Origin of the sequence: Cupriavidus sp. CuC1 (assembly GCF_044627735.1) — a bacterium.
Taxonomy (GTDB): domain Bacteria; phylum Pseudomonadota; class Gammaproteobacteria; order Burkholderiales; family Burkholderiaceae; genus Cupriavidus; species Cupriavidus ulmosensis.
In genome coordinates this window covers 152835-175201 of record NZ_JBIUHC010000001.1, presented here as the reverse complement: position 1 = coordinate 175201, position 22367 = coordinate 152835, and the positions used below count along the sequence as shown (strand labels likewise).

General features: G+C 64.7%; 21 protein-coding genes. 4 read left to right on the top strand and 17 right to left on the bottom strand.

Annotated features, from left to right (window positions below):
• Nucleotides 1-281: 281 nt before the first annotated feature.
• From guaA to guaB, 3 genes are all read right to left on the bottom strand, one after another.
• Nucleotides 282-1901 carry a glutamine-hydrolyzing GMP synthase gene (gene guaA, locus ACGLHR_RS00820; RefSeq protein ID WP_267603318.1) on the bottom strand — a complete coding sequence of 540 codons (1620 nt, stop codon included), beginning with the start codon at nt 1899-1901 and terminating at the stop codon, nt 282-284.
• On the bottom strand, nt 1876-2487 hold the full coding sequence (locus ACGLHR_RS00815) for a hypothetical protein (RefSeq protein ID WP_400091300.1): 612 nt from the start codon (nt 2485-2487) through the stop codon (nt 1876-1878). The genes guaA and ACGLHR_RS00815 overlap by 26 nt, the downstream gene beginning before the upstream one ends.
• A gap of 149 nt (nt 2488-2636) precedes the next feature.
• Nucleotides 2637-4100 (bottom strand): IMP dehydrogenase, encoded by a 1464-nt coding sequence (guaB, locus tag ACGLHR_RS00810; RefSeq protein ID WP_267603323.1) that lies wholly within the window; start codon nt 4098-4100, stop codon nt 2637-2639.
• Nucleotides 4101-4223: 123 nt separating this feature from the next.
• Between guaB and ACGLHR_RS00805 the strand changes: the two genes are divergently transcribed.
• Both ACGLHR_RS00805 and ACGLHR_RS00800 read left to right on the top strand, forming a co-directional pair.
• The gene (locus ACGLHR_RS00805; protein ID WP_400091298.1) at nt 4224-5192 is read left to right on the top strand and encodes a DMT family transporter; all 969 of its coding nucleotides are present in this window, start codon (nt 4224-4226) and stop codon (nt 5190-5192) included.
• A gap of 117 nt (nt 5193-5309) precedes the next feature.
• Nucleotides 5310-5888, top strand: coding sequence for a DUF4124 domain-containing protein (locus tag ACGLHR_RS00800; protein WP_400091297.1), 579 nt, complete (start codon nt 5310-5312; stop codon nt 5886-5888).
• A 28-nt stretch (nt 5889-5916) separates the two neighbouring features.
• Here the strand turns inward: ACGLHR_RS00800 and ACGLHR_RS00795 are convergent, their stop codons facing one another.
• Nucleotides 5917-6270, bottom strand: a complete 354-nt coding sequence (locus ACGLHR_RS00795; RefSeq protein ID WP_400091315.1) for an RnfH family protein — start codon at nt 6268-6270, stop codon at nt 5917-5919.
• Nucleotides 6263-6700 (bottom strand): type II toxin-antitoxin system RatA family toxin, encoded by a 438-nt coding sequence (locus ACGLHR_RS00790; RefSeq protein ID WP_267606423.1) that lies wholly within the window; start codon nt 6698-6700, stop codon nt 6263-6265. Before ACGLHR_RS00790 ends, ACGLHR_RS00795 begins: the two co-directional genes overlap by 8 nt.
• 251 nt (nt 6701-6951) lie before the next feature.
• Between ACGLHR_RS00790 and smpB the strand changes: the two genes are divergently transcribed.
• Nucleotides 6952-7404, top strand: a complete 453-nt coding sequence (gene smpB / locus ACGLHR_RS00785) for an SsrA-binding protein SmpB (RefSeq protein WP_267603329.1) — start codon at nt 6952-6954, stop codon at nt 7402-7404.
• A gap of 59 nt (nt 7405-7463) precedes the next feature.
• On the opposite strand, the gene ACGLHR_RS00780 is transcribed toward smpB, so the two are convergent.
• From ACGLHR_RS00780 to ppsA, 3 genes are all read right to left on the bottom strand, one after another.
• Nucleotides 7464-8396, bottom strand: coding sequence for an SPFH domain-containing protein (locus ACGLHR_RS00780; protein ID WP_267603330.1), 933 nt, complete (start codon nt 8394-8396; stop codon nt 7464-7466).
• Nucleotides 8397-8460: 64 nt separating this feature from the next.
• Entirely contained in the window at nt 8461-8886 is a 426-nt protein-coding gene (locus ACGLHR_RS00775; RefSeq protein WP_267603333.1) for an NfeD family protein, read from the bottom strand.
• Nucleotides 8887-9029: 143 nt separating this feature from the next.
• Nucleotides 9030-11414 carry a phosphoenolpyruvate synthase gene (gene ppsA / locus ACGLHR_RS00770; protein WP_400091295.1) on the bottom strand — a complete coding sequence of 795 codons (2385 nt, stop codon included), beginning with the start codon at nt 11412-11414 and terminating at the stop codon, nt 9030-9032.
• A gap of 268 nt (nt 11415-11682) precedes the next feature.
• On the opposite strand from ppsA, the gene ACGLHR_RS00765 reads away from it, so the two are divergent.
• The gene (locus tag ACGLHR_RS00765) at nt 11683-12591 is read left to right on the top strand and encodes a pyruvate, water dikinase regulatory protein (RefSeq protein WP_400091293.1); all 909 of its coding nucleotides are present in this window, start codon (nt 11683-11685) and stop codon (nt 12589-12591) included.
• An 89-nt stretch (nt 12592-12680) separates the two neighbouring features.
• Here ACGLHR_RS00765 and ACGLHR_RS00760 read toward each other — a convergent pair whose 3' ends face one another.
• The 9 genes from ACGLHR_RS00760 to rseP all read right to left on the bottom strand — a co-directional run bounded on the left by ACGLHR_RS00760 (nt 12681) and on the right by rseP (nt 22274).
• Complete coding sequence (locus ACGLHR_RS00760) at nt 12681-13466, bottom strand: TrmH family RNA methyltransferase (RefSeq protein WP_400091292.1); 786 nt, start codon at nt 13464-13466, stop codon at nt 12681-12683.
• Nucleotides 13463-14173, bottom strand: a complete 711-nt coding sequence (rnhB, locus tag ACGLHR_RS00755; RefSeq protein WP_400091290.1) for a ribonuclease HII — start codon at nt 14171-14173, stop codon at nt 13463-13465. The genes ACGLHR_RS00760 and rnhB overlap by 4 nt, the downstream gene beginning before the upstream one ends.
• Nucleotides 14173-15378, bottom strand: coding sequence for a lipid-A-disaccharide synthase (gene lpxB / locus ACGLHR_RS00750; protein WP_400091289.1), 1206 nt, complete (start codon nt 15376-15378; stop codon nt 14173-14175). Before lpxB ends, rnhB begins: the two co-directional genes overlap by 1 nt.
• A 14-nt stretch (nt 15379-15392) precedes the next feature.
• On the bottom strand, nt 15393-16196 hold the full coding sequence (lpxA, locus tag ACGLHR_RS00745) for an acyl-ACP--UDP-N-acetylglucosamine O-acyltransferase (protein ID WP_267603338.1): 804 nt from the start codon (nt 16194-16196) through the stop codon (nt 15393-15395).
• A gap of 102 nt (nt 16197-16298) precedes the next feature.
• Nucleotides 16299-16748, bottom strand: coding sequence for a 3-hydroxyacyl-ACP dehydratase FabZ (gene fabZ / locus ACGLHR_RS00740; protein ID WP_043346934.1), 450 nt, complete (start codon nt 16746-16748; stop codon nt 16299-16301).
• Nucleotides 16745-17851 carry a UDP-3-O-(3-hydroxymyristoyl)glucosamine N-acyltransferase gene (gene lpxD, locus ACGLHR_RS00735; protein WP_400091288.1) on the bottom strand — a complete coding sequence of 369 codons (1107 nt, stop codon included), beginning with the start codon at nt 17849-17851 and terminating at the stop codon, nt 16745-16747. Before lpxD ends, fabZ begins: the two co-directional genes overlap by 4 nt.
• Before the next feature lie 34 nt (nt 17852-17885).
• Complete coding sequence (locus ACGLHR_RS00730) at nt 17886-18413, bottom strand: OmpH family outer membrane protein (protein ID WP_267603343.1); 528 nt, start codon at nt 18411-18413, stop codon at nt 17886-17888.
• Nucleotides 18414-18450: 37 nt separating this feature from the next.
• Nucleotides 18451-20784 carry an outer membrane protein assembly factor BamA gene (bamA, locus tag ACGLHR_RS00725; RefSeq protein WP_400091286.1) on the bottom strand — a complete coding sequence of 778 codons (2334 nt, stop codon included), beginning with the start codon at nt 20782-20784 and terminating at the stop codon, nt 18451-18453.
• 98 nt (nt 20785-20882) lie between these two features.
• Nucleotides 20883-22274: an RIP metalloprotease RseP gene (gene rseP / locus ACGLHR_RS00720; RefSeq protein WP_400091285.1), complete on the bottom strand. Its 1392-nt coding sequence runs from the start codon at nt 22272-22274 to the stop codon at nt 20883-20885.
• Between the last annotated feature and the right edge of the window lie 93 nt (nt 22275-22367).

Below are 22367 nucleotides of genomic sequence, written 5' to 3'. Positions count from 1 at the left end.
GAATTTCCGGCAGGGTGATTTTATTCAAGATGACGACCTGGCAACGAGGAGGAATTCGGTGCCACAGAAGTTAACATCGCCCTCCGCCGTTTACAAGCGAAATTCGTCACATGGTCGCTTGAGAATAGGATCGAACAAGCTGGTTCGGCAGCGCTTCGATCCAACATGACCAGCCTCTGGAAAAGATGGTCCTGCCGCGAGAAGCCCCAGCGGGGCTGCCCCGGGTTATTGAGAACTTACGATTTTTCGATAGCTGGCGATAGTCCCCGAAGGACCCGATTTCACTCCCACTCGATCGTCGCCGGCGGCTTGCCCGACACGTCATACACCACGCGATTCAAACCACGCACCTCATTGATGATGCGGTTCGAGCACCGCCCCAGCAGCGCGTACGGCAAATGCGCCCAATGCGCCGTCATGAAGTCCGTGGTCTGCACCGCACGCAGCGCCACCACGTAGTCATAGGTGCGGCCGTCGCCCATCACGCCAACGGACTTGACCGGCAAGAACACCGCAAAGGCCTGGCTGGTCAGGTCGTACCAGCTCTTGCCCACTTGCGAGGGCTCGCACATGCCGGCAGCGGCATCCTGCTCGGTAGCCACCGTGCCACGCAGCTCTTCGATGAAGATCGCATCTGCGCGGCGCAGCAGCTCGGCGTAGTCGCGCTTGACTTCGCCCAGGATACGCACGCCCAGGCCCGGGCCCGGGAACGGATGGCGGTAGACCATTTCCGGCGGCAGGCCGAGCGCCACGCCGAGTTCGCGGACTTCGTCCTTGAACAGGTCGCGCAGCGGCTCAAGCAGCTTGAGGCCCAGCGTTTCCGGCAGGCCGCCAACATTGTGGTGGCTCTTGATGGTGGTGGCCTTCTTGGTCTTGGTGCCACCGGATTCCACCACGTCGGGGTAGATCGTGCCTTGGGCCAGCCACTTCGCGTTGGTCAGCTTCTTGGCTTCGGCCTGGAACACTTCGACGAACTCGCGGCCGATGATCTTGCGCTTTTGCTCGGGATCGGTCACGCCGGCCAGGTGGCCGAGGAACTGCTCGGAGGCGTCGATGGCGATGACCTTGGCATGCAGGCGGCCGGCGAACATGTCCATCACCATCTTGCCTTCGTTCAGGCGCAGCAGGCCGTGGTCGACGAACACGCAGGTGAGCTGGTCGCCGATGGCGCGATGGATCAGGGCCGCGGCCACCGAGGAATCGACGCCGCCGGACAGGCCGAGAATCACTTCTTCGTCACCCACCTGCTCGCGGATCTTGGCGACGGCTTCGGCGATATGGTCGTGCATGACCCAGTCAGGCTTGGCGCCGGCGATCTTCAGCACGAAGCGCTCGAGCATGTCGCGGCCCTTGGCCGTGTGCGTGACTTCCGGGTGGAACTGCACTGCATAGTAGCCGCGCGCTTCGTCGGCCATGCCGGCGATCGGGCAGCTCGGCGTGGAGGCCATCAGCTTGAAGCCGGGCGGCAGCTCGGCAACCTTGTCGCCGTGGCTCATCCAGACCTTGAGCATGCCGTGGCCTTCGGGCGTGGAGAAGTCTTCCAGGTCCTTGAGCAGCGCGGTGTGGCCATGCGCGCGCATCTCGGCGTAGCCGAACTCGCGATGGTCGCTCCACTCCACCTTGCCGCCCAGCTGCACGGCCATGGTCTGCATGCCGTAGCAGATGCCCAGCACCGGCACGCCGAGGTCCCACACGGCCTGCGGCGCGCGCAGCTGGTGGTCTTCGTAGGTGCTGGCGTGGCTGCCGGACAGGATGATGCCCTTGGGCGCGAACTCGCGCACGAATTCGTCCGTGACGTCGTTCGGGTGGATCTCGCAGTAGACGTGCGCTTCGCGCACGCGGCGGGCGATCAGCTGCGTAACTTGCGAGCCGAAATCAAGGATGAGGACTTTGTCGTGCATGATGGGCGGATGGCGTTTCGTCCGGTGCGGGCTCGGTCATCACTTCGGTGCCCGGACCATAGCCGGGCGGTGGCGTGACACTCGGCTCGCGCCGGTATTCGGGTGATTGCGGCCGGCGTGCCACGGGGGCGGCGCCGGCATCCTTGTTTTGCGTTTCTTTTTGCAGCTCGCGTTGTTCACGTTGCTCGCGTTCGCGCACGCGTACGCGCTTGGCGGCCGGGATCTGCACCGCGGCGAAGAAGGCCAGCATCGCGGCCAGCACCGGCAGCCAGATCTTTCCGGCGCCCTGCACGGGCAGGTCGAACATAAGCATCCACGCCACGATCAGCACCGCGCTGGCCAGGTTGACCTGCCCGACCGTTCGCGCCACCGCCACCGTGAGCTGCCCGTTGACGGTCGCCTGCCACAGGAGCAAGGCCAGGCCGATCAGGGCCACGCCGAGCAACTGCCCGTACATGGCGGGCTGCGGCTGCGGCAGTTGCAGCGCGCTGTAGAAGGTCGTGAAAGGCGACAGCAGCATGACGATGCCGAGCAGCAGATTCAGCAATGCGTCCAGGAACAGCACGGCACGCAGCAATACTTTCATAAGAACTCCTCCGGCCTGGCGCGGGGCCTGGCTTGGGGGCGGCGCCGGTCGGCGCAGCCGGCGCGCGGCTGGCAGGACATCCGGGTCCCGCGCAGCCGCCAGTTCATAGAGACCTGCCTGGTCGACGCACTAGTTCGACTCAGTCCGACTTAGTCGATGTAGTAGTTCGGCGCTTCCTTGGTGATCTGCACGTCGTGCACATGCGACTCGCGCATGCCCGCGGCGGTGATCTGCACGAACTCGGACGTCTCGTGCCAGTCGGCGATCGAGCTGCTGCCGCAGTAACCCATGGAGGCACGCACGCCGCCGCACATCTGGTGGATGATGGCGGTGACCGAGCCCTTGTAGGCCACGCGGCCTTCAATGCCTTCGGGGACCAGCTTGTCGACGTTGGCGGTGTTGTCTTCCTGGAAGTAACGATCTGCCGCGCCGTCCTTCATCGCGCCGACCGAACCCATGCCGCGGTAGCTCTTGAAAGAACGCCCTTGGTACAGGAACACTTCGCCCGGTGCCTCTTCGGTACCGGAGAACATGCCGCCCATCATGACCACATGCGCGCCGGCAGCCAGTGCCTTGGCGATGTCGCCCGAGTAGCGGATGCCGCCGTCGGCCACCAGCGGCACGCCGGTGCCCTTGAGGGCTTCGGCCACGTTGGAGACCGCGGTGATCTGCGGCACGCCCACGCCAGCGACGATACGGGTGGTGCAGATCGAACCCGGGCCGATGCCGACCTTGACGCCGTCGGCGCCATGATCGACCAGCGCCCGCGCGGCCGAGCCGGTGGCGATGTTGCCGCCGATCACCTGCACCTGCGGATAGTTCTGCTTGACCCAGCGCACGCGGTCCAGCACGCCCTGGCTGTGGCCGTGGGCGGTGTCTACCACGATCACGTCCACGCCGGCCTTGACCAGCAGGTCGACGCGTTCATCGTTGTCAGGGCCCACGCCGACTGCGGCGCCTACGCGCAGCTGGCCGCGGTCATCCTTGCTGGCGAGCGGATGCTCCACTGCCTTCTGGATGTCCTTGACGGTGATCAGGCCGTTCAGCTCGAAGTCCTTGTTGACCACCAGCACGCGCTCGAGGCGGTGGCGGTTCATCAGGCGCTTGGCGTCTTCCAGCGAGGCGTCTTCGCCCACCGTGACGAGCTTTTCGCGCGGGGTCATCTTGGCGCGCGCGGGCGCGTCGAGTTCTTCCTCGAAACGCAGGTCGCGGTTGGTGATGATGCCGACGACCGTCTTGCCTTCCACCACCGGGAAACCGGAGATGCCGTATTGATGTGATAATGCAATCACATCACGGATCTTCATGTCCGGGGGAATGGTGATGGGGTCACGCAGCACGCCGGATTCGTAGCGCTTCACGCGCGCCACTTCCCGGGCCTGGTCGGCCGGCTTCAGGTTCTTGTGGACGATGCCGATACCACCGGCCTGCGCCATGGCAATCGCCAGGCGGGCTTCCGTGACGGTATCCATGGCGGCGGATACCAGCGGAATGTTCAATTCGATCGAACGGGTCAGGCGGGTACGGAGCGAAACATCCCGGGGCAGTACCGACGAATAAGCCGGCACGAGGAGCACGTCATCGAATGTGAGTGCTTTCTGGACAAGACGCATAGCAATTCCTCTAGGCGCAAAACCGAATTATACAGGAATGGCACGTTTCTTGACGCGCCTGCGAGTGCCCTTGTTCAAGTCTGCTATGCTCTTTGTCTTTTTTTCAGGGATAGGCAAGCAACAATGGGTATCGGCGTACTGTGCGGCCTGCTGGCCGGCGCCTTCTGGGGCATGGTGTTCATTGCCCCCAAGCTGCTGCCCGTATTCTCCCCCTGGGAACTCGCGATCGGCCGCTACCTGGCCTACGGGCTGGTCGCTTTCATCGCCGCGGTGCCGCTGATGAAGCGCATTGCGCGCAAGCTCACGCGCGCGGATTGCCTTGCACTGCTACGCCAGGCCTTCACCGGCAACCTGCTGTACTACGTGCTGCTGGCGTTTGGCGTACAGCTTGCCGGCGTGGGCCCCACCTCGCTGATCATCGGCATCCTGCCCATCTCCGTCACCATCATGGGCCGGCGCGACCATGGCGCCGTGCCGCTGTCGCGCCTGATCTGGCCGTTGCTGGTGGTGGCCGCCGGCATCGCCTGCATCAATATCGACCTGTTCTCCGGCGCAGGGCACGCGCATGGCGCTGCCGCGGGCGAGGCGGTGCGCAGCGTCTGGCAACGCCTGGCCGGCGTGATGTGCGCGGCCGGCGCGCTGGTGTGCTGGACGCTCTACGCGGTCGATAACGCACGCTACCTGCAGCGCAACCCGCAGTACAGCGGCAATGAATGGTCCGCGCTCTATGGCATCTCCACCGGCGTGGTGTCGGTGGTGCTGGCGCTGCTGGCATTGCTGGGCTGGCTGGTGGCCGGCGACAGCCTCGCCGCGGCCAGCGGCGGGCGCGACTGGCAATGGTTCTGGATGGTTAACGCGGCCGTGGCGCTCGGTGCGTCGCTGATCGGCAACAACCTGTGGAATATCTCCAGCCGCCGCCTGCCGCTCACCTTGTCGGGCCAGATGATCGTGTTCGAGACGTTGTTCGCGCTGGCGTATGGCTTTGTCTTCGACCATCGGCTGCCACGCCCGCTGGAAATCGCGGCCATTGTGTTGCTGATGGTTGGCGTGGCCTGGTCGGTGCGCTTGCACGCTGTCGACAAGTCTGCCTAAACTAGCGGCCAATCCCGGCAGCCAAGGGCGCGCGAGTCACTCGCGCAGTGGGGTTCCAGCCCTGCGCGCCCTGCTGCCGCACTTGTCACCGCAGGCTGCCTCCCTACACGCCAAGCCATGAAACGATCGATCGCGCTCTTCAATCTCGCCACGCTGGCCGCCCTCGCCTGCCTGTGCCAGGCTGCCACCGCCCAGACGGATTCGCAATGGCAGTGGCGCGACGGCAATGGCCGCATGGTCTACAGCGACGTGCCGCCGCCGCCCTCGGTGCCTGCCGCCAGTGTGATCAAGGCCCCCGGACGCTTTGCCGGCAGCTTGCGCCCGATCGAGCCGGGCGGCTCGCCAGCGGCGGGAGCTGGCCCAGCAGGCGATGTTGCCGGCACCCAGCCTGCGCCGGTGGCGGCCGCGAAGGGCGATGGCAAGGTAAAAGCGGAGTCCATGGCAAGTGCCGAGGAGGCCTTCCAAAAGCGCCGTGCCGCGCAGTCGAAAGCGGAAGCGGACCAGGCCGCCAAGGACCTGGCCGCGCAGGAACGCCAGGTGCGCTGCGCGCAATCGCGCAACTATGCGACTTCGCTGCAGCAGAACCGCCGCATTGCCGTGTCAGCGCCAGACGGCACGCCGCGTCATCTGAACGATGACGAGCGGCAGGCCGAATTGCAACGCGTCAACGCCAGTCTCGAGCAAAACTGCGCCTGAGCGCCTGCGTACTCCGTGCCGGCGCCAGTCAGCCGCCACGCAGCCATTTCAGCCCTTCGCGCGTGCCGCCCTTGCGGGTCTTCTGCACGCGCCGGTTGCGCGCCGACTTGGGATCGGCCACCAGCGGGCGATAGACCTCGATGCGGTCGCCGGCCCGCACCAGGGTGTCCGGTGTCTTGAGCTTGCTGAAAATGCCGACCCGCATGGTGGCGGGATCCACCTCCGGACAAGCCTGCAGCAAGCCCGAAGCGGCAATCGCGGCGACAATGGTGGTGCCGGGGGGCACCTCGAGTTCCTTCAGGAAGGCGTCGCCAGGACGGGCGTAGCAAACCGAGATACGCACCGCAGGTGCAGTGCCGGGGATGCCGGCCTCGTCAGCCATTGCCATAGACCACTTCGGCACGCTTGACGAACGCGTCGACAAACGTATTGGCGATCATGTTGAACACCGGCCCGATGATTTTCTCCAGCAGGAAGCTGGAGAACTCGTAGTGCAGGTGGAATTCGATCTTGCAGGCATCCTCGCGCAGGGGCGTGAAGCGCCAGGAGCCGCTGAAGGTCTTGAAGGGCCCATCCTCGAACACCATATCGATCTTGGTGGGCCGCTCCTGCGTATTGCGGGTGTGGAAGTACTGCTTGATGCCGTTGAAGTGGATGTAGATCTTGGCGTCGAGCATTGTCTCGGTCTGCTCGAACACCTCCACGCCACCGCACCAGGGGAGGAACTTGGGATAGTCCTCGACTTGCGTGACCAGGTTGTACATCTGCTCGGCGGAATGGCCGAGCAGCACGGATTTATGGACGTCTGCCATGTAGTGGGGAATCATGGCCCGCGCGAAGCGCCGCCAGCGCCATGACGCACTGCGGAATCCACCGGAGCGGGCCGGTTTGCTAGAATCCCGATTTTAGCCCACGCGCGCGCCGACGGCACCCCGGACGCGCACGATAGCGCTCAAACCACGGCCTTATGGCCTTGCGTGGCCCTGCAGCGTCGCCGCAGCGGCCTTCCCCTTCGTTTTTTGGTGTTTGTTTTACTTATCTCCATTTCCACTATCCGGACCGCATGACCATCGCAGACAACAAGAAAGCCTTTTTCGACTACTTCATCGAAGAGCGATATGAGGCGGGGATCGTGCTCGAGGGCTGGGAAGTCAAGGCGATCCGCGCGGGACGCGTGCAGATCAAGGAAGGCTACGTGGTCATTCGCGACGCCGAGCTGTTCCTGATCGGCGCCCATATCAGCGCGCTGAACAGCGCCTCCACCCATATCTCGCCCGATGCGGTGCGCACTCGCAAGCTCCTGCTCAAGGCCGAAGAGATCAAACGCCTGATCGGCAAGGTGGAGCAGCGCGGCTTCACGATCGTGCCGCTCAACCTGCATTACACGCGCGGACGCGTCAAATGCGAGATCGGCCTGGCCAAGGGCAAGAAGATGTTCGACAAGCGCGAAACCGAGAAGAACCGCGACTGGCAGCGGGAGAAAGCGCGGATCATGAAGGGCGCCGGAAAAGAGTAATAGACCGAGGCAGCCTGGCAGCACGCCGCAAGACTGCCGCCTCGCTTCATCTCCCTTCTTCAAGCCCCCTTCTGCTGGCCTTTGACGATCTGCAGCGCCGACGCAATCATGGTGCTCATGTCGCCAAGGTTGCCCGGCACGATCAGCGTGTTGCCCTGCTTGGCCAGACTGCCGAAGGCGCTCACGTACTCCTCCGCCACCTTCAGGTTGACCGCCTCCATGCCGCCGTCCGTGCGGATGGCATGTCCGATCTTCTCGATGGCCTGCGCGTTGGCCTCCGCCACCGCCAGGATCGCCGAGGCCTCGCCCTGCGCCCGGTTGATGGCCGCCTGCCGCTCGCCTTCGGACTTCTGGATGGCGGCCTCGCGCGCGCCCGTGGCCAGGTTGATCTGCTCCTGGCGCTTGCCTTCCGACGCGGCGATCAGTGCACGCTTTTCACGCTCGGCGGTAATCTGCGCCTGCATCGCGTGCAGGATTTCCTTGGGCGGAGTGAGATCCTTGATCTCGTAGCGCAGCACCTTCACGCCCCAGCTCGCGGCGGCCTCGTCCAGCGCATTGACCACGCTGTGGTTGATGTACTCGCGCTCCTCGAAGGTCTTGTCGAGCTCCAGCTTGCCGATCACCGAGCGCAGCGTGGTCTGCGACAGCTGAGTGATGGCCACCACGAAATTGCTGGATCCGTAGGACGCTTTCATCGGGTCGGTGACCTGGAAGTACAGCACGCCGTCCACCTGCAATTGCGTGTTGTCCTTGGTAATGCAGATCTGGCTCGGCACATCGAGCGGGATTTCCTTCAGGACATGCTTGTAGGCCACGCGGTCGATGAAGGGCAGCACGACGGTCAGCCCCGGCGTCAGCGTGGCGCGGTACTTGCCGAGGCGTTCCAGCACCCAGGCATGCTGCTGCGGCACGATCTTGAAGCTTTGCGCCACCAGCACGATGACGGCGACCAGGATCAGCAGGGGCAGCAGGCTGCCGAAGAATTCGAACATGGGACCTCCGTGACGGGGTTGAAAAAACGAACGGCGAGAAACCGGTGGAAATCGAGGCCGCGCCCTACCGCGGGCTGACGAAGAGCGTATTGCCGCGTACCTCGACGATGCGAAAACGCCCAGGCGCTGCCGGGCCGGCCGCCTGGAGCTCCACGTCCCAGTCGGTGCCGCGGTAGCGCACCCGCGCCCGCCCGGCCTCGCCCCAGGCCGGCACCTCAAGCTCCTGGCCGATATCGGGGTTGACGTTGGGGTCTCGCTCCGCCGCGTCGCGCTTGACGCGCCCGTAGCGGGAGCGCCGCAGCGCGACAAAGCCGGCTAGCGCCACCAGCGCCGCCATCAGGGTCTGGGCGGCTGCGCCAAGCCCGGCCAGCGCACCCAGGCCGCCTACGGTGGCGCCCAGCGCCACCATCAGCAAATACAAGGTGCCGAGTCCCAGTTCCGCGATCACCAGCACCGCGGCCAGCGCAAACCAGATGTAGTACGGCGCCATATTTCCCCTCCTTGCTTACCTGCTCACCTGCCTTTGTCCTGGCCACGGCCAAAACAAAAAACCCCCGCAGCGCCAGAGGCGCCTGCGGGGGTTCGGAACACCTGGCGCAGGGCCGGTGTACCGCTATTGTGACGTCAAATGCCTCAGGAAGCCAGTTGCTTCCAGGTATCGACCACCGAGTCGGGGTTCAGCGAGATCGATTTGATGCCTTCCTTGGCCAGCCACAGCGCAAAGTCCGGGTGGTCCGAGGGGCCCTGGCCGCAGATGCCGACGTACTTGTCCAGGCGCAGCGCGGTGGAGATGGCGCGCGACAACATGAACTTGACGGCCGGGTCGCGTTCGTCGAAGTCCTTGGCCAGCAGCTCCATGCCGGAGTCGCGGTCCAGGCCCAGCGTGAGCTGGGTCAGGTCGTTCGAGCCGATCGAGAAGCCGTCGAAGAACTGCAGGAACTCCTCAGCCAGGATCGCGTTGGACGGCACTTCGCACATCATGATGACGCGCAGGCCGTTCTCGCCGCGCTTCAGGCCGTGCTTGGCCAGCAGGCCGATGACCTTCTCGGCCTGGCCAAGCGTGCGCACGAACGGCACCATGATCTCGACGTTGGTCAGGCCCATGTCGTCGCGCACGCGCTTCATGGCCTTGCATTCCATCTCGAAGGCTTCGGCGAAGTCTTCGGAGATGTAGCGCGAGGCGCCACGGAAACCCAGCATGGGGTTTTCTTCGTCCGGCTCGTAGCGCGAGCCGCCGATCAGCTTCTTGTACTCGTTGGACTTGAAGTCCGACAGGCGCACGATGACGGGCTTCGGGTAGAACGCCGCGCCGATGGTGGCGATGCCTTCGGCCAGCTTGTCCACGTAGAACGCGCGCGGGCTGGCATGGCCGCGAGCCACGCTTTCCACGGCCTTCTTCAGGTCGGCATCGACTTGCGGGTAGTCGAGGATGGCCTTCGGGTGGACACCGATGTTGTTGTTGATGATGAACTCGAGGCGGGCCAGGCCAACACCCTGGTTCGGGATCTGGCAGAAGTCGAAGGCCAGTTGCGGGTTACCGACGTTCATCATGATCTTGACGTCGATTTCCGGCATTTCGCCGCGCTGCACTTCGGTAACCTCGGTCTCGAGCAGGCCGTCGTACACACGGCCTTCATCGCCCTCGGCGCACGACACCGTCACCAGCGTGCCGTCCTTGAGCAGGTCGGTGGCGTCGCCGCAGCCGACCACGGCCGGCACGCCGAGCTCGCGCGCGATGATGGCCGCGTGGCAGGTACGGCCACCGCGGTTGGTCACGATGGCGGCGGCGCGCTTCATCACCGGTTCCCAGTTGGGATCGGTCATGTCGGCGACCAGCACGTCACCGGGCTGCACGCGTTCCATTTCGGACGGGTCATTGATCACACGGACGCGGCCGGTGCCGATCTTCTGGCCAATCGCGCGGCCGCTGGTCAGCACGGGCGCGGTGCCCTTGAGCTTGAAGCGCTGCTCTGCCTTGCCCGCGGACTGGCTCTTCACCGTTTCCGGGCGCGCCTGCAGGATGTAGATCTTGCCGTCGCGGCCGTCCTTGCCCCACTCGATGTCCATCGGGCGGCCGTAATGCTTCTCGATGATCATCGCGTACTTGGCCAGCTCCGACACATCGGCGTCGGTGATGGAGTAGCGGTTGCGCAGTTCGATGGGCACGTCGACGGTCTTGACGCGGCCGGCTTCGCCCGGCGCGGTGAATTCCATCTTGATCAGCTTGGAACCGATCGAGCGGCGGATGATGGGGTACTTGCTCGCTTGCAGCGTGGGCTTGAAGACGTAGAACTCGTCCGGGTTGACCGCGCCCTGCACCACCGTTTCGCCCAGGCCGTAGCTGGAGGTGATGAAGACGACGTCGGGGAAGCCGGATTCGGTGTCGATGGTGAACATCACGCCCGCGGCGCCCACGTCCGAGCGCACCATGCGCTGCACGCCGGCGGACAGCGCGACGATGTCGTGCGCGAAGCCCTTGTGCACGCGATAGGAAATGGCACGGTCGTTGTACAGCGAGGCGAACACATGACGGATCTTGTCCAGCACGTCGTCGATGCCGCTGACGTTGAGGTACGACTCCTGCTGGCCGGCGAACGACGCGTCCGGCAGGTCTTCGGCCGTGGCCGAGGAACGCACGGCGAACGAAGCCTCGGCGCCTTCGCGCTCTTCGGCGCGGGCATAGAACTCGCGGATTTCCTTTTCCAGGCGGGGCTGGAACGGCGCTTCGACGACCCAGCCGCGGATCTCGGCACCGGCTTCGGCCAGGGCCTTGACGTCGTCAACGTTAAGGGCCTTCAGGCGATCGGAAATGCGTTGGGTCAGGTTGCTGTGGGCGAGGAAGTCGCGGAAAGCCAGCGAAGTGGTGGCAAAGCCGCCGGGCACCCGCACGCCAGCCTCGGCCAGCTGCGAGATCATCTCGCCGAGCGACGAATTCTTGCCGCCCACGGTTTCCACATCTTCCTTGCGCAACTGCTCGAACGGCAGCACGTAGGCGCCGTCAATTGCCGGGTTGTTCATAAAAGCCTCAAAACAAAGTAAGAAACCTGTTGCGGACGCCCGGAATATTGTTGGAGTTCTGCTACCGGACGGATCGCTTGGCTAAACAGTCCCAGCGACTCACAATCGGTGTGCGATCGTGATTGCTGCAGCGCACATTGTTGACAATTCGTGGCCGAATCGTTGTGCCAACAGCGCTGGCGGAATTGCTTAGCGAAAAGATCGCCGCTATTCTACCGTGCCGCACCGCACTTTCGCGGAGCGCGGATTCAAAAATAATTGTCCATACATGTCCCTGCCCGACGCTCCCCAGCCCGACGCTCCCGCTGCGCCCCTCGCGCCGCAGCAACCCCAGGAACCGAGTAAGGAGGAGCGCCCCGCCATCCGCACGGTCTTTATCGTCTCCGATGGCACCGGCATTACCGCCGAGACCTTCAGCCACTCGATCCTGGCCCAGTTCGAGATGCGTTTCCGCAAAGTGCGTATGCCGTTCGTCGACACGCCCGAAAAGGCGCACATCGCGGTGGGCAAGATCAATGAGGCCTTCTACGCGGAAGGCGTGCAGCCCATCGTCTTCACCACCCTGGTCAACCAGGAGTCGAACAAGGCGATCCGCCGCGCCAAGGCCATGATCCTGGATATGTTCCAGACCTTCATCGAGCCGCTGGAGAAGGAGCTCGGGCTGAAGTCCACCCATGCGATCGGCCGTTTTCACCAGAACGCGGACACCGAGGCCTACCAGAACCGTATCGAGGCGATCAACTTCTCGCTCGCGCATGACGACGGCCAGTCGCACAAGAACCTGGCCGAGGCCGACATCATCCTGGTGGGCGTGTCGCGCAGCGGCAAGACCCCGACCAGCCTTTACCTTGCCATGCAGTATGGGCTGAAGGCGGCCAATTACCCGCTGATTCCCGACGACTTCGAGCGCGGCAAGCTGCCCACCGCGCTCTACGCGTTCAAGAGCAAGATCTTCGGGCTGTCGATCAATCCGCAGCGCCTGGCCGAGATCCGCAACGAGCGGCGCCCGGGCAGCAAGTACGCAGCGCCGGAGAACTGCCGCTACGAGGTCAACGAGGCCGAGGCCATGATGCGCCGCGAGGGCATCAAATGGCTGTCGTCCACGCACAAGTCGATCGAAGAGATCGCCACCACGATCCTGCAGGAGATCAAGGTGGACCGCGACAGCAATTATTGAAAGCACCCGGCGCACCGAACGAAGCCGGACGGTGCGCCCGCTCTCCCGCAAGTGGGAGAGGGGAGAAAACCTAGCGCCAGCGCTTGGCGTCAGCCGCCAGGACGGCGCTGCCGCACCGCCTCGAACAGGCAGATCGCCATCGCGGCCGCCACATTCAGCGACTCCAGTCCGCCCGGCTGCGGAATGCCCACCGTGCGGCTGACCTTGGCCATCCACTCCGGGCTCACGCCCGCGCCTTCATTGCCCACCACCCACCCAACCGGGCCACGCAGGTCGGTGTCGAACACGGCTGCCTGCGCGTGCGAGGACGTGGCCAGCAGCGGCACCGCCAGACGCGGCGCCAGCATGTCGAGCGTGCAGTGCTCGACGATGTTCAGGTGGAAATTGGCGCCCATGGCGGCGCGCAGGGTCTTGGTCGACCAGGCGAAGGCGCTGCCGGTGACAAGAAAGGCGTGCTGGATGCCCGCGGCCGCGGTGCTGCGCAGGATCGAGCCGACGTTGCCGGCATCCTGGACGCCGTCCAGGATGATGCAATCGGTGTCGATATGCGACGGCAGGTGGCCGGTGGGCGTGTCGATGACCAGCATCAGGTCGATGCCGTTGACCACGCCGGCGATCTGGTCGAACAAGGCATCCGCCAGCAGCACCACGCGCTCGGGCTCGATCTGCCTGAGCAGCGCCGCCACCTCGGCATGATCATAGTGCCGCTCGGACACCACGCACTGCACCGGCTGGCCCAGCGCGTCCAGATAGGCTTGCGCCAGGTGCACGCCATCGAGCACCGAATGCCCCGCCTTGCGGCGCGCATGCGTGGAGCCGGTCAGCGCCTTGAGGTGCTTGAACAGCGCGTTCTCGCGCGAAGTGACATGCTTCACAATTGCGGCTCCGGGAATGCTGGCACCGGGGCGGCGGCAACGGGTGCGATGCGCCCCAGCGCGATGGCTTCACGCACGGGCGCAAACGAGCGCCGGTGGTGCGGCGTGGCGCCGAACTCGGCCAGCGCTGCCAGGTGCTGCGGCGTACCGTAGCCGGCGTGGGCATCGAAGCCGTACTGCGGGTACGTGGCGTGCAGCATCAGCAGTTCGCGGTCGCGCGCCACCTTGGCCAGGATGGAGGCCGCCGAGATGGCCTGCACCTTGGCATCGCCCTTGACGATGGCCTCGACTGCAAAACGCACCTGCGGGCAGCGGTTGCCGTCCACCTGCACCAGGTCCGGCTCCAGGCCGGAATCGGCCAGGCCATGCACGGCACGCTGCATGGCCAGCATGGTGGCATGCAGGATGTTGATGGTGTCGATCTCTTCCACCGACGCCTGGGCGATATGCCAGCCCAGGGCGCGCTCGCAGATCTCGTCGAACAGCGCCTCGCGACGGCGCGCGGTCAGCACCTTGGAGTCCGCCAGGCCCTGGATTGGACGAGCCTGGTCCAGCACCACGGCGGCGGCATAGACCGGGCCGGCCAACGGGCCCCTGCCCGCTTCGTCCACGCCGCACAGGTGGCGGACCTGCACGCCGGCGCCGGTCAGGTCGAAACCGAGCTGGGCCGAATCGCCCTTGGCGGTGGCTGTGGGTCGGCGCGCCATTACACGCCCCTCCGCTGCCGGATCAGGTCGGCGACCACGGCCGAAGCGATCTCGGCGGTATTGCGTTTAAGCGTCTGGTGCATCTGGGTGAAATGGTCGCGCAGGAACGCGGTGTTGCCTTCGTCGTTCAGCTGCAGCAGCGTCTCGCGCGCCAATGCCTCGGGCGTGGCGTCGTCCTGCAACAATTCGGGCACGACAAAACGCCCCGACAGGATGTTGGGCAGGCCCACATACGGCAGGTAACCCTGCCGCTTCATGATCTGCGCGGTCAGCCAGGGCACCTTGTACGAGATCACCATGGGCTTCTTGTACAGCGCCGCCTCCAGCGTGGCGGTGCCGCTAGCCAGCAGGATCACGTCGGCAGCTTCCATGGCCAGGTGCGACTGCCCGTCGATGACGGTCAGCGGGATCTGCGGGTACTGCTGGTGCAGGCCCGCGACGATCTCGCGCAGCGGTGCGCTGGCGACCGGCAGCACGAAGGCGAGATTGCCGTCCATGCTGTGCATGCGCGCCATGGCCGCGAAGAACGTCGCGCCCAGGTTGCGCACCTCGGACTGCCGGCTGCCGGGCAGCACGGCCACCACGCGAGTCCCGGCAGGCAGGCCGAGCTTCTCGCGGGCGCCCTGCGTGTCCGGCACCATCGGGATCACGTCGGCCAGCGGATGGCCCACATAGGTGGCGGGAATCCCGGCGCGAGCGTAGATCTCAGGCTCGAACGGGAACAGGCACAGGATGTGGTCGACCGCGCGCGCGATGGTGCGGATACGGCCCCCGCGCCAGGCCCAGATCGACGGGCTGACGAAGTGCACCACCGGAATGCCGGCACGGCGCAGCGGTACCTCGAGCCCGAAGTTGAAATCCGGCGCATCCACGCCGATAAAGCACAGCGGCGGCTGCGCCAGCAGCTTTTCCTTGATGGCGCGGCGCGTGGCGAGGATCTCGCGCAGCGAGCCCAGCACCTCCACGTAGCCGTTGACCGAGAGGGTGTCCATCGGCCATTGCGACTCGAACCCCTGCGCCATCATGCGGGGCCCGCCGATGCCGGCGTAGCTGACTTCGCCGAGGCGGGCCTTGAGCCCGCCCATCAGCAAGGAGGCAAGCAGGTCGCCGGAGTTCTCGCCAGCCACCATGGCAATGGTGCCGCGATTGCCCGCGCCCGCCGCAACCGGCGTGGCCTCCATGGCCGGTAGGACACCGTCGACCATGGCTGTATCCGGCTTCAGCGCACAATGCCGCGCTGCGTGGCGGCAATGAAGTCTAGGAAACCCTGCAGCGCTGCCGTGGCGGTGCCTTCGGCCTGCGCGATCAGTTGCGCGATCTCGTTGCGGGCGGCTTCAAAGCTCAGGTCGGACTTGTACAGCACCTTGTAAGCCTGGCGCAGGGCCGCGATCTGCGCGGCGTCAAAACCGCGGCGGCGCATGCCTTCCACGTTGATGCCGTGCGGCGTGGCCTTGTTGCCGCCCTTGTCGCCAGCGGCGATCACGAACGGCGGCAGGTCCTGCACCAGTGCCGAGGCGCCACCCAGCATGGCGTGCGCGCCGATGCGCACGAACTGGTGCACCCCGCTCATCCCGCCAAGAATGGCCCAGTCGCCCACCTGCACGTGGCCGGCGATCTGCGCGTTGCTGGAGAACACCGTGTGGTTCCCCACCTGGCAATCGTGCGCGATATGCACGTAGGCCATGATCCAGTTGTCGTCGCCGATGCTGGTCACACCCAGGTCCTGCACCGTGCCGGTGTGGATGGTGGTGAATTCGCGAATGGTATTGCGATCGCCGATCACGAGCCGGGTCGGCTCGTTGCGGTACTTCATGTCCTGCGGCGTGCCACCCACCGAAGCGTACGGCCCGATGCGGTTATCCGCGCCAACGGTGGTATGCCCTTCGATGGTGGTATGCGCACCCACCTGGGTACCGCTGCCAAGGCGTACGTGGGGACCCACGATGGAAAACGGCCCGACGGTCACGTCGGCTGCAAGCTCGGCCTTCGGGTCGACCAGTGCGCTGGGATGGATTTGCGTCATGCGTCCTGTCCTATGGTCTGAGATGAAAAGATTGAACGGTCAATACACTGAGCCGATACGTCCAGGACCTGCCTTCAGGGCGTAGCCCTGATGACTGGCTTGTTAGTCGGCTTGTTTGACGGTGCACATCAACTCAGCTTCGCAAGCCACCTTGTCGTCGACGGTGGCAAATGCCTTGAACTTCCAGATGCCGCGAATATAGCGTTCAACCGATACGGTCATGTGCAGCTGGTCGCCCGGCGTCACAACCTGCTTGAAACGCGCGCCGTCGATGCCGACAAAGTAATACAGCGAGTTCTCCTTGCGCTCCATGTCGGCGCCAAAGGTCAGCAGGCCGGCCGACTGCGCCAGCGCTTCGAGGATCATCACGCCCGGCATCACGGGGTGACCCGGGAAATGGCCCTGGAAGTACGGCTCGTTCATGGTGACGTTCTTCAGCGTTTTGATACGCTTTTGCGGCTCCAGTTCAAGCACGCGGTCTACCATCAGGAACGGGTAACGATGCGGCAGCAGCTTGAGGATCTTGCGGATGTCGATATCGACGGCGTTCATGATTTTTTCTCTTCGGTATGCGGGATAGAATTGCCGGCGTCTTGCCCTTGCAAGCGCTTCTCAAGCTGAATCACGCGGTCGCGCAATTTGCTCAGGCCTCGCAAGGTGGCTGCGGTGCGTTCCCACTCGCCATGCGGCTGGACCGGGAATACGCTCGTGAAATGCCCGCCGGGCTTGGAAATGGATTTAGTGATCGAAGTGCCACCGGAAACCGTGGTGCGGTCGGCGATGTTCAGGTGGCCGGCAAAGTTGGCCGAGCCCCCGATCACGCAGAAGCGCCCGACCTTGGTACTGCCGGCAATCGCCGCGCAGCCCGCGATCACAGTATGCGCGCCGACCCGCACGTTATGCGCGATCTGTACCTGGTTGTCGAGCTTGCAGCCGTCCTCGATGACCGTGTCTGCCATGGCACCGCGATCGATCGCGGTATTGGCGCCGACCTCGACGTCATTGCCCAGCACGGCGCGGCCGGTCTGGGGAATCTTGACGTACTCGACGCCGCCCGGGCCAATGTCCGGCGCAAAGCCAAAGCCATCCGCACCCAGCACCACACCACTGTGCAGTATGCATCTCATGCCCACCACGCATTGGTGATAGACCGAGACATTGGCGTAGATCAGCGTGTCATCGCCGATCTGCGCCCCCGCGCCGACAAAGCCGTTGGCCAGGATGCGCACCCGCTCGCCGAGCCGGGCCCCGCTTTCGATCACCACGTTGGGGCCGATAAAGCAGGACGGCGGCACCACGGCGTCGTGCGCCACGCTGGCGCGCGGGTCGATGCCGGTACGGTGGTCGGTGTTGGCGCGGCGTTCGAACCCTTGCGCAATACGGGCAAAACACACGTAAGGGTTACGTGCTACCAGCCAGTTGCGGCCATCGGCCTGCCCTTCGGCGCGGATGCGCTCCAGGTCGGGCGCCGACACGATGACGGCGCCGGCGCTGGAGGCCAGCGCCTGCGGCAGGTACAGGGGATTCGAGAGGAACGAGAGCTGGTCGGGACCGGCCTGGTCGAGCGGCGCGAGGCCGCGCACGGCGAGGTCGGGATCACCCACAACCTGCGCGCCGGTATCGGTGGCGAGCTGACCCAGTGTGGGTGTTTGCATGGCAGTACTTCCTTGGACGGCGAAAACTGGCAGCTTACTTGCTGCCGGCGTTCAACGCTTTCATCACATCGTCGGTAATGTCGATGCGAGGATTGACGTACACGGCCTCTTGCACGATCAGGTCGTACTTGCGCTGCTCGGCAAGCTGGCGGATCACGCGGTTGGCGCGCTCGAGCACCTGGGCCAGTTCCTCGTTGCGGCGCTGGTTCAGGTCCTCGCGGAATTCACGTTGCTTGCGCTGGAATTCGCGATCCAGATCGGCCACTTCACGCTGGCGGCGTTGGCGGTCGGCATCGGCCAGCACGGCCGTGTCCTTGTCGAGCTTGTCGGCCATGCCCTTGATCTTCTGGGCCATGTCCTGCAACTCGCGGTCACGCTTGGAGAATTCCTGCTCCAGCTTGACCTGGGCCTGCTTGGCAGGCACCGAATCACGCAGGATACGCTCGGAATTGACCGCGGCGATGCGTGCTTCCTGCGCCGTGGCGGGCGCGGCAGCCAGCAGCGCGCCGGCCGTCAGCGCGGCGGCGGCCAGGCTCTTGATCAGTGGGAATGTTGTTTTCATGAATCCGTTCCTCAATCCTTCTTTTCTCTATTCTCGCTCAGAACGCAGTACCGATCTGGAACTGGAAGCGCTGTACCTTGTCGGTCTCGTCCTTCTTCAGCGGGAAGCCCACGCTGATCTTGAGCGGACCGATCGGCGACAGCCAGGACATGCCCACGCCCGTCGAATACTTGAGCTGGCTGAACAGTATCGGGGCCCCTTCCTCGTACACGTTACCAAAGTCGAAGAAGGTGAACAGGCGCAGGGTCCGGTCCACGCCCGAGCCCGGCAGCGGGAAGATGAATTCGACATTACCGATCATCTTGGAGGCGCCGCCGATCGGGTTGCCGTTCTGGTCCTTCTTGCCCAGCGTGCTGGTCTGGTAGCCGCGAACCGAGCCGATACCACCAGCGTAGAAGTTCTTGAACACCGGGAACGGCGTGTTGCCATAGCCGTGACCGTAAGCCACTTCACCGTTGAAGGCCAGCGTGAAGGCCTTGGACAGCGGATAGAAATATTGCTGCTGGGCACTGGCGCGATAGTACTGCGTATCGCCGCCGGGCACGCCCACTTCAAGGTTGACCTGCGTGTAGGGTCCCTTGGTCGGGACCAGCGCGCTGTCGCGACGGTCACGGGCCCAGCCGATCGTGAACGGGAAGTTATTGATCGGGTCGCCGCTGGACTTGCCGATCTTGGTCAGCCACTGGCCGTACTGGAGCGGGGTGTTCGGCGAGATGGTCACCTGGGTGCGCTCGTAGCCGATACCGAAGAACACGGTATCGGTTTCCGTAAACGGCACGCCGAACTTGACGTTGCCGCCTTCCGATACGATCTTGTAGTCCTGGTCACCGGTGTAGTACAGCGGCCGCGACGTACGGTAGTAGATATCGGTCGAGCGGCTGATGCCGTCCACCGTGAAGTACGGATCGTACTGCGTCAGCGAGATGGTACGGAAGGACTTTGCCGTGTTCACGTCCAGGCCCAGGCTGGTACCCGAACCGAACACGTTGTCCTGGCGCAGGCCGGCCTGCAGCACCAGCTTGTCCGTGGAGGAGAAGCCCAGGCCAAGGCTGATCTGGCCGGTCGGCTTTTCGGTCACGTTGACATTCACATCGACCTGGTCGGGCGCGCCGGGCACGTCTTCGGTGGTGATGTTGGTGTCGGTGAAGTAGCCGGTACGGTTGATACGGGCCTGCGATTGCGTCAGCTTTTCGCTGTCGAACCACGAGCTTTCCATCTGGCGCATTTCGCGGCGCACAACTTCGTCGCGGGTCTTGCTGTTGCCCACCACGTTGACACGGCGGACATAGACGCGACGGCCCGGGTCGACCATCAGGGTCAGCGCGACTTCACGCTTTTCCTTGTCGATCTGCGGCTGCGGGTTGATGGTGGTGAACGCGTAGCCGTAGGTGCCCAGCAGGTCGGTGATGGCCTTGGTGCTCTGGGTCAGCTTCTCGGACGAGAAGACCTCGCCCTTCTGCAGCTTGAGCAGCTTTTCCATCTCGGCCTGCTTGCCGAGCAGCTCGCCCGCCAGGTGGATGTCCGACACCTTGTACTGGTCGCCTTCCTTGATGTTCAGCGTCAGGAAGATGTCCTTCTTGTCCGGCGTGATCGACACCTGCGTCGATTCGATGGCGAACTCGAGGTAGCCGCGGTTCAGGTAGTACGAACGCAATGCTTCCAGGTCGGCGGTGAGCTTTTGCTTGGAATACAGGTCGTTCTTGGTGTACCAGGACAGCCAGTTCGGGGTCGACAGCTGCATTTCATCGCGCAGCGTGCTTTCCTTGAAGGCCTTGTTGCCGACGATATTGATCTGGCGGATCTTGGCCACCGGACCTTCGTCGACATTGAACACCACCGACACGCGGTTGCGGTCGACCGGGGTGATCGTGGTCTGGACGTCGGCCGCGTAGTAGCCACGCGCCACGTACTGGCGCTTGAGCTCCTGCTCTGCCTTGTCGATCAGGGCCTTGTCGTAGTACCGGGCCTCGGCCACGCCCACCGCGCGCAACGAGCGGCGCAGGGTGTCCTTGTCGAATTCCTTGATGCCGACGAATTCGAGCTGGGAGATGGCGGGACGCTCTTCCACCTGGACCACCAGCACACCGTCCTCGGAACGGATCTGGACATCCTTGAAGAACCCGGTGTTATACAGGGCTCGAATGGCGTCCGCGCCCTTGTCGTCGCTGAAGGTTTCGCCGACCTTGACCGGCAGGTAGCCGAACACCGTACCCGGCTCGACCCGCTGCAGGCCCTCGACACGAATGTCCTTGACGACGAATGGCTCCGCGGCCCAACTCACTGGGGTCCAGGCCGCGATGATGGCACTCGCCAGCACGCCCAGCGAGATGCGCTTATGTCTGATCAATCTTGATCCCCTCTTTGATTCCATGCAGGATTGGGCTCCGATGCTTCACGGGGCTGCGCCTTGGCTCGGCATCTGGCGCGGGGTGTCAGTGACACCCGCACGCCACAGCCGGCAACCTATGTCTAGCCGCGCGCTAAAAACAGCCGGCTGACATCGTTGAACAAGGCGAGCGAAGTCAGGAGCAAGACGCAGGCGATGCCGACCTTCTGCAGCACAGCCTGCCAGCGGTCTGGTACGGGCCTGCCAGTCAAAAATTCAACGCAATAATACAGCAAATGCCCCCCATCCAATACCGGAATAGGTAACAAATTCAATACACCGAGGCTAACACTGACCAGCGCCAGGAAGCCGACAAAGGGCTGCCAGCCGAGGTGGGCGGCACGCCCCGCGTAGTCCGCCACGGTCAGCGGGCCGCTCAGGTTCTGCAGCGACGCCTGCCCCACCAGCATCTTTCCGAGCAGCTTGAGCGAGAGCACGCTGGTGCTCCAGACCTGCCCGACCGCGCGGCTCAGCGCCTCGACCGGCTGGTAGCGCACGGTCTCCATCTCGACCGCCTGGCTCAGCGCGGCGCCGAGCTTGCCGGTGGCGGCGGCTGCCGCGCTGGCGCCCTGCGCAGCAGGGACCGTATCCAGCTTCACGGGCACATCCAGGCGCCTGCCCTCGCGCTCGATGCCAAGCGTGACCTCGGCGCCGGGCCGTGCCCTGACCCCGCGGATCAGCTCCCCGGCCTGGGTCAGCGGGCGTCCCTGCCAGGCCACCACGCGATCGCCCTGGCGCAGGCCGGCGCGTTGCGCGGCGGAGTCCGGCAGGACTTCGGTAATCGTGACCGGGCCGCCCTTGAGGGCCAGTCCCAGCGTGGCAAGCGGGTCTTGTTCGGGATTGCCGCCGGTATTCGGCAGCCGCGGCAGCTTCACATCGCGCTCGGCGCCATCGGCCGCGCGCACGTGCAGCACCGCGCTGGCGTCGCCAAAGCCCTGGGCGAACACGGCCATGCGCAGGTCGTTCCAGGAACGCACCTGCTCGGTCTGGCCATTGGCCTGCAGCGCCAGCACGCGATCGCCCTCGCGCAAGCCCGCCTCGGCCGCGGGCGTGCCGGCAGGCGGCGCCGCGACGATGGGCGCGGCCTCGCGCATGCCACCGGCAAACAACACGAAATACAGCACGATCGCCAGGGCAAAATTGGCCAGCGGCCCGGCTGCCACGATGGCGAAGCGCTTGGCCACCGGCTGCCGGTTGAAGGCGCGTGGTAGGTCGGCGGCATCGACCGGTGCATCATGGCCCGGATCGCTCTCACGCTCGTCGAGCATCTTGACGTAGCCACCCAGCGGAATCGCGGCGATGGTCCATTCGGTGCGGTCCCGCCCCTTGGACACCCAGCGCACCAGCGGCCGCCCGAAGCCGATCGAGAAGCGCAGCACCTTGACCCCGCACAGGCGCGCGGCCAGGTAGTGACCCATTTCATGGAAATAGATCAGGATGCAAAGGGCAGCGACGAAAGCAATTACGGTTTGCATGGCAGGCAGCTTGTCGTCAGGGGCTTAACGCCTCGATAGCACAAAGGAGACGCCGGGCACGAGCCCCGGCAACCGGTGCGCCGGCATCGGCCG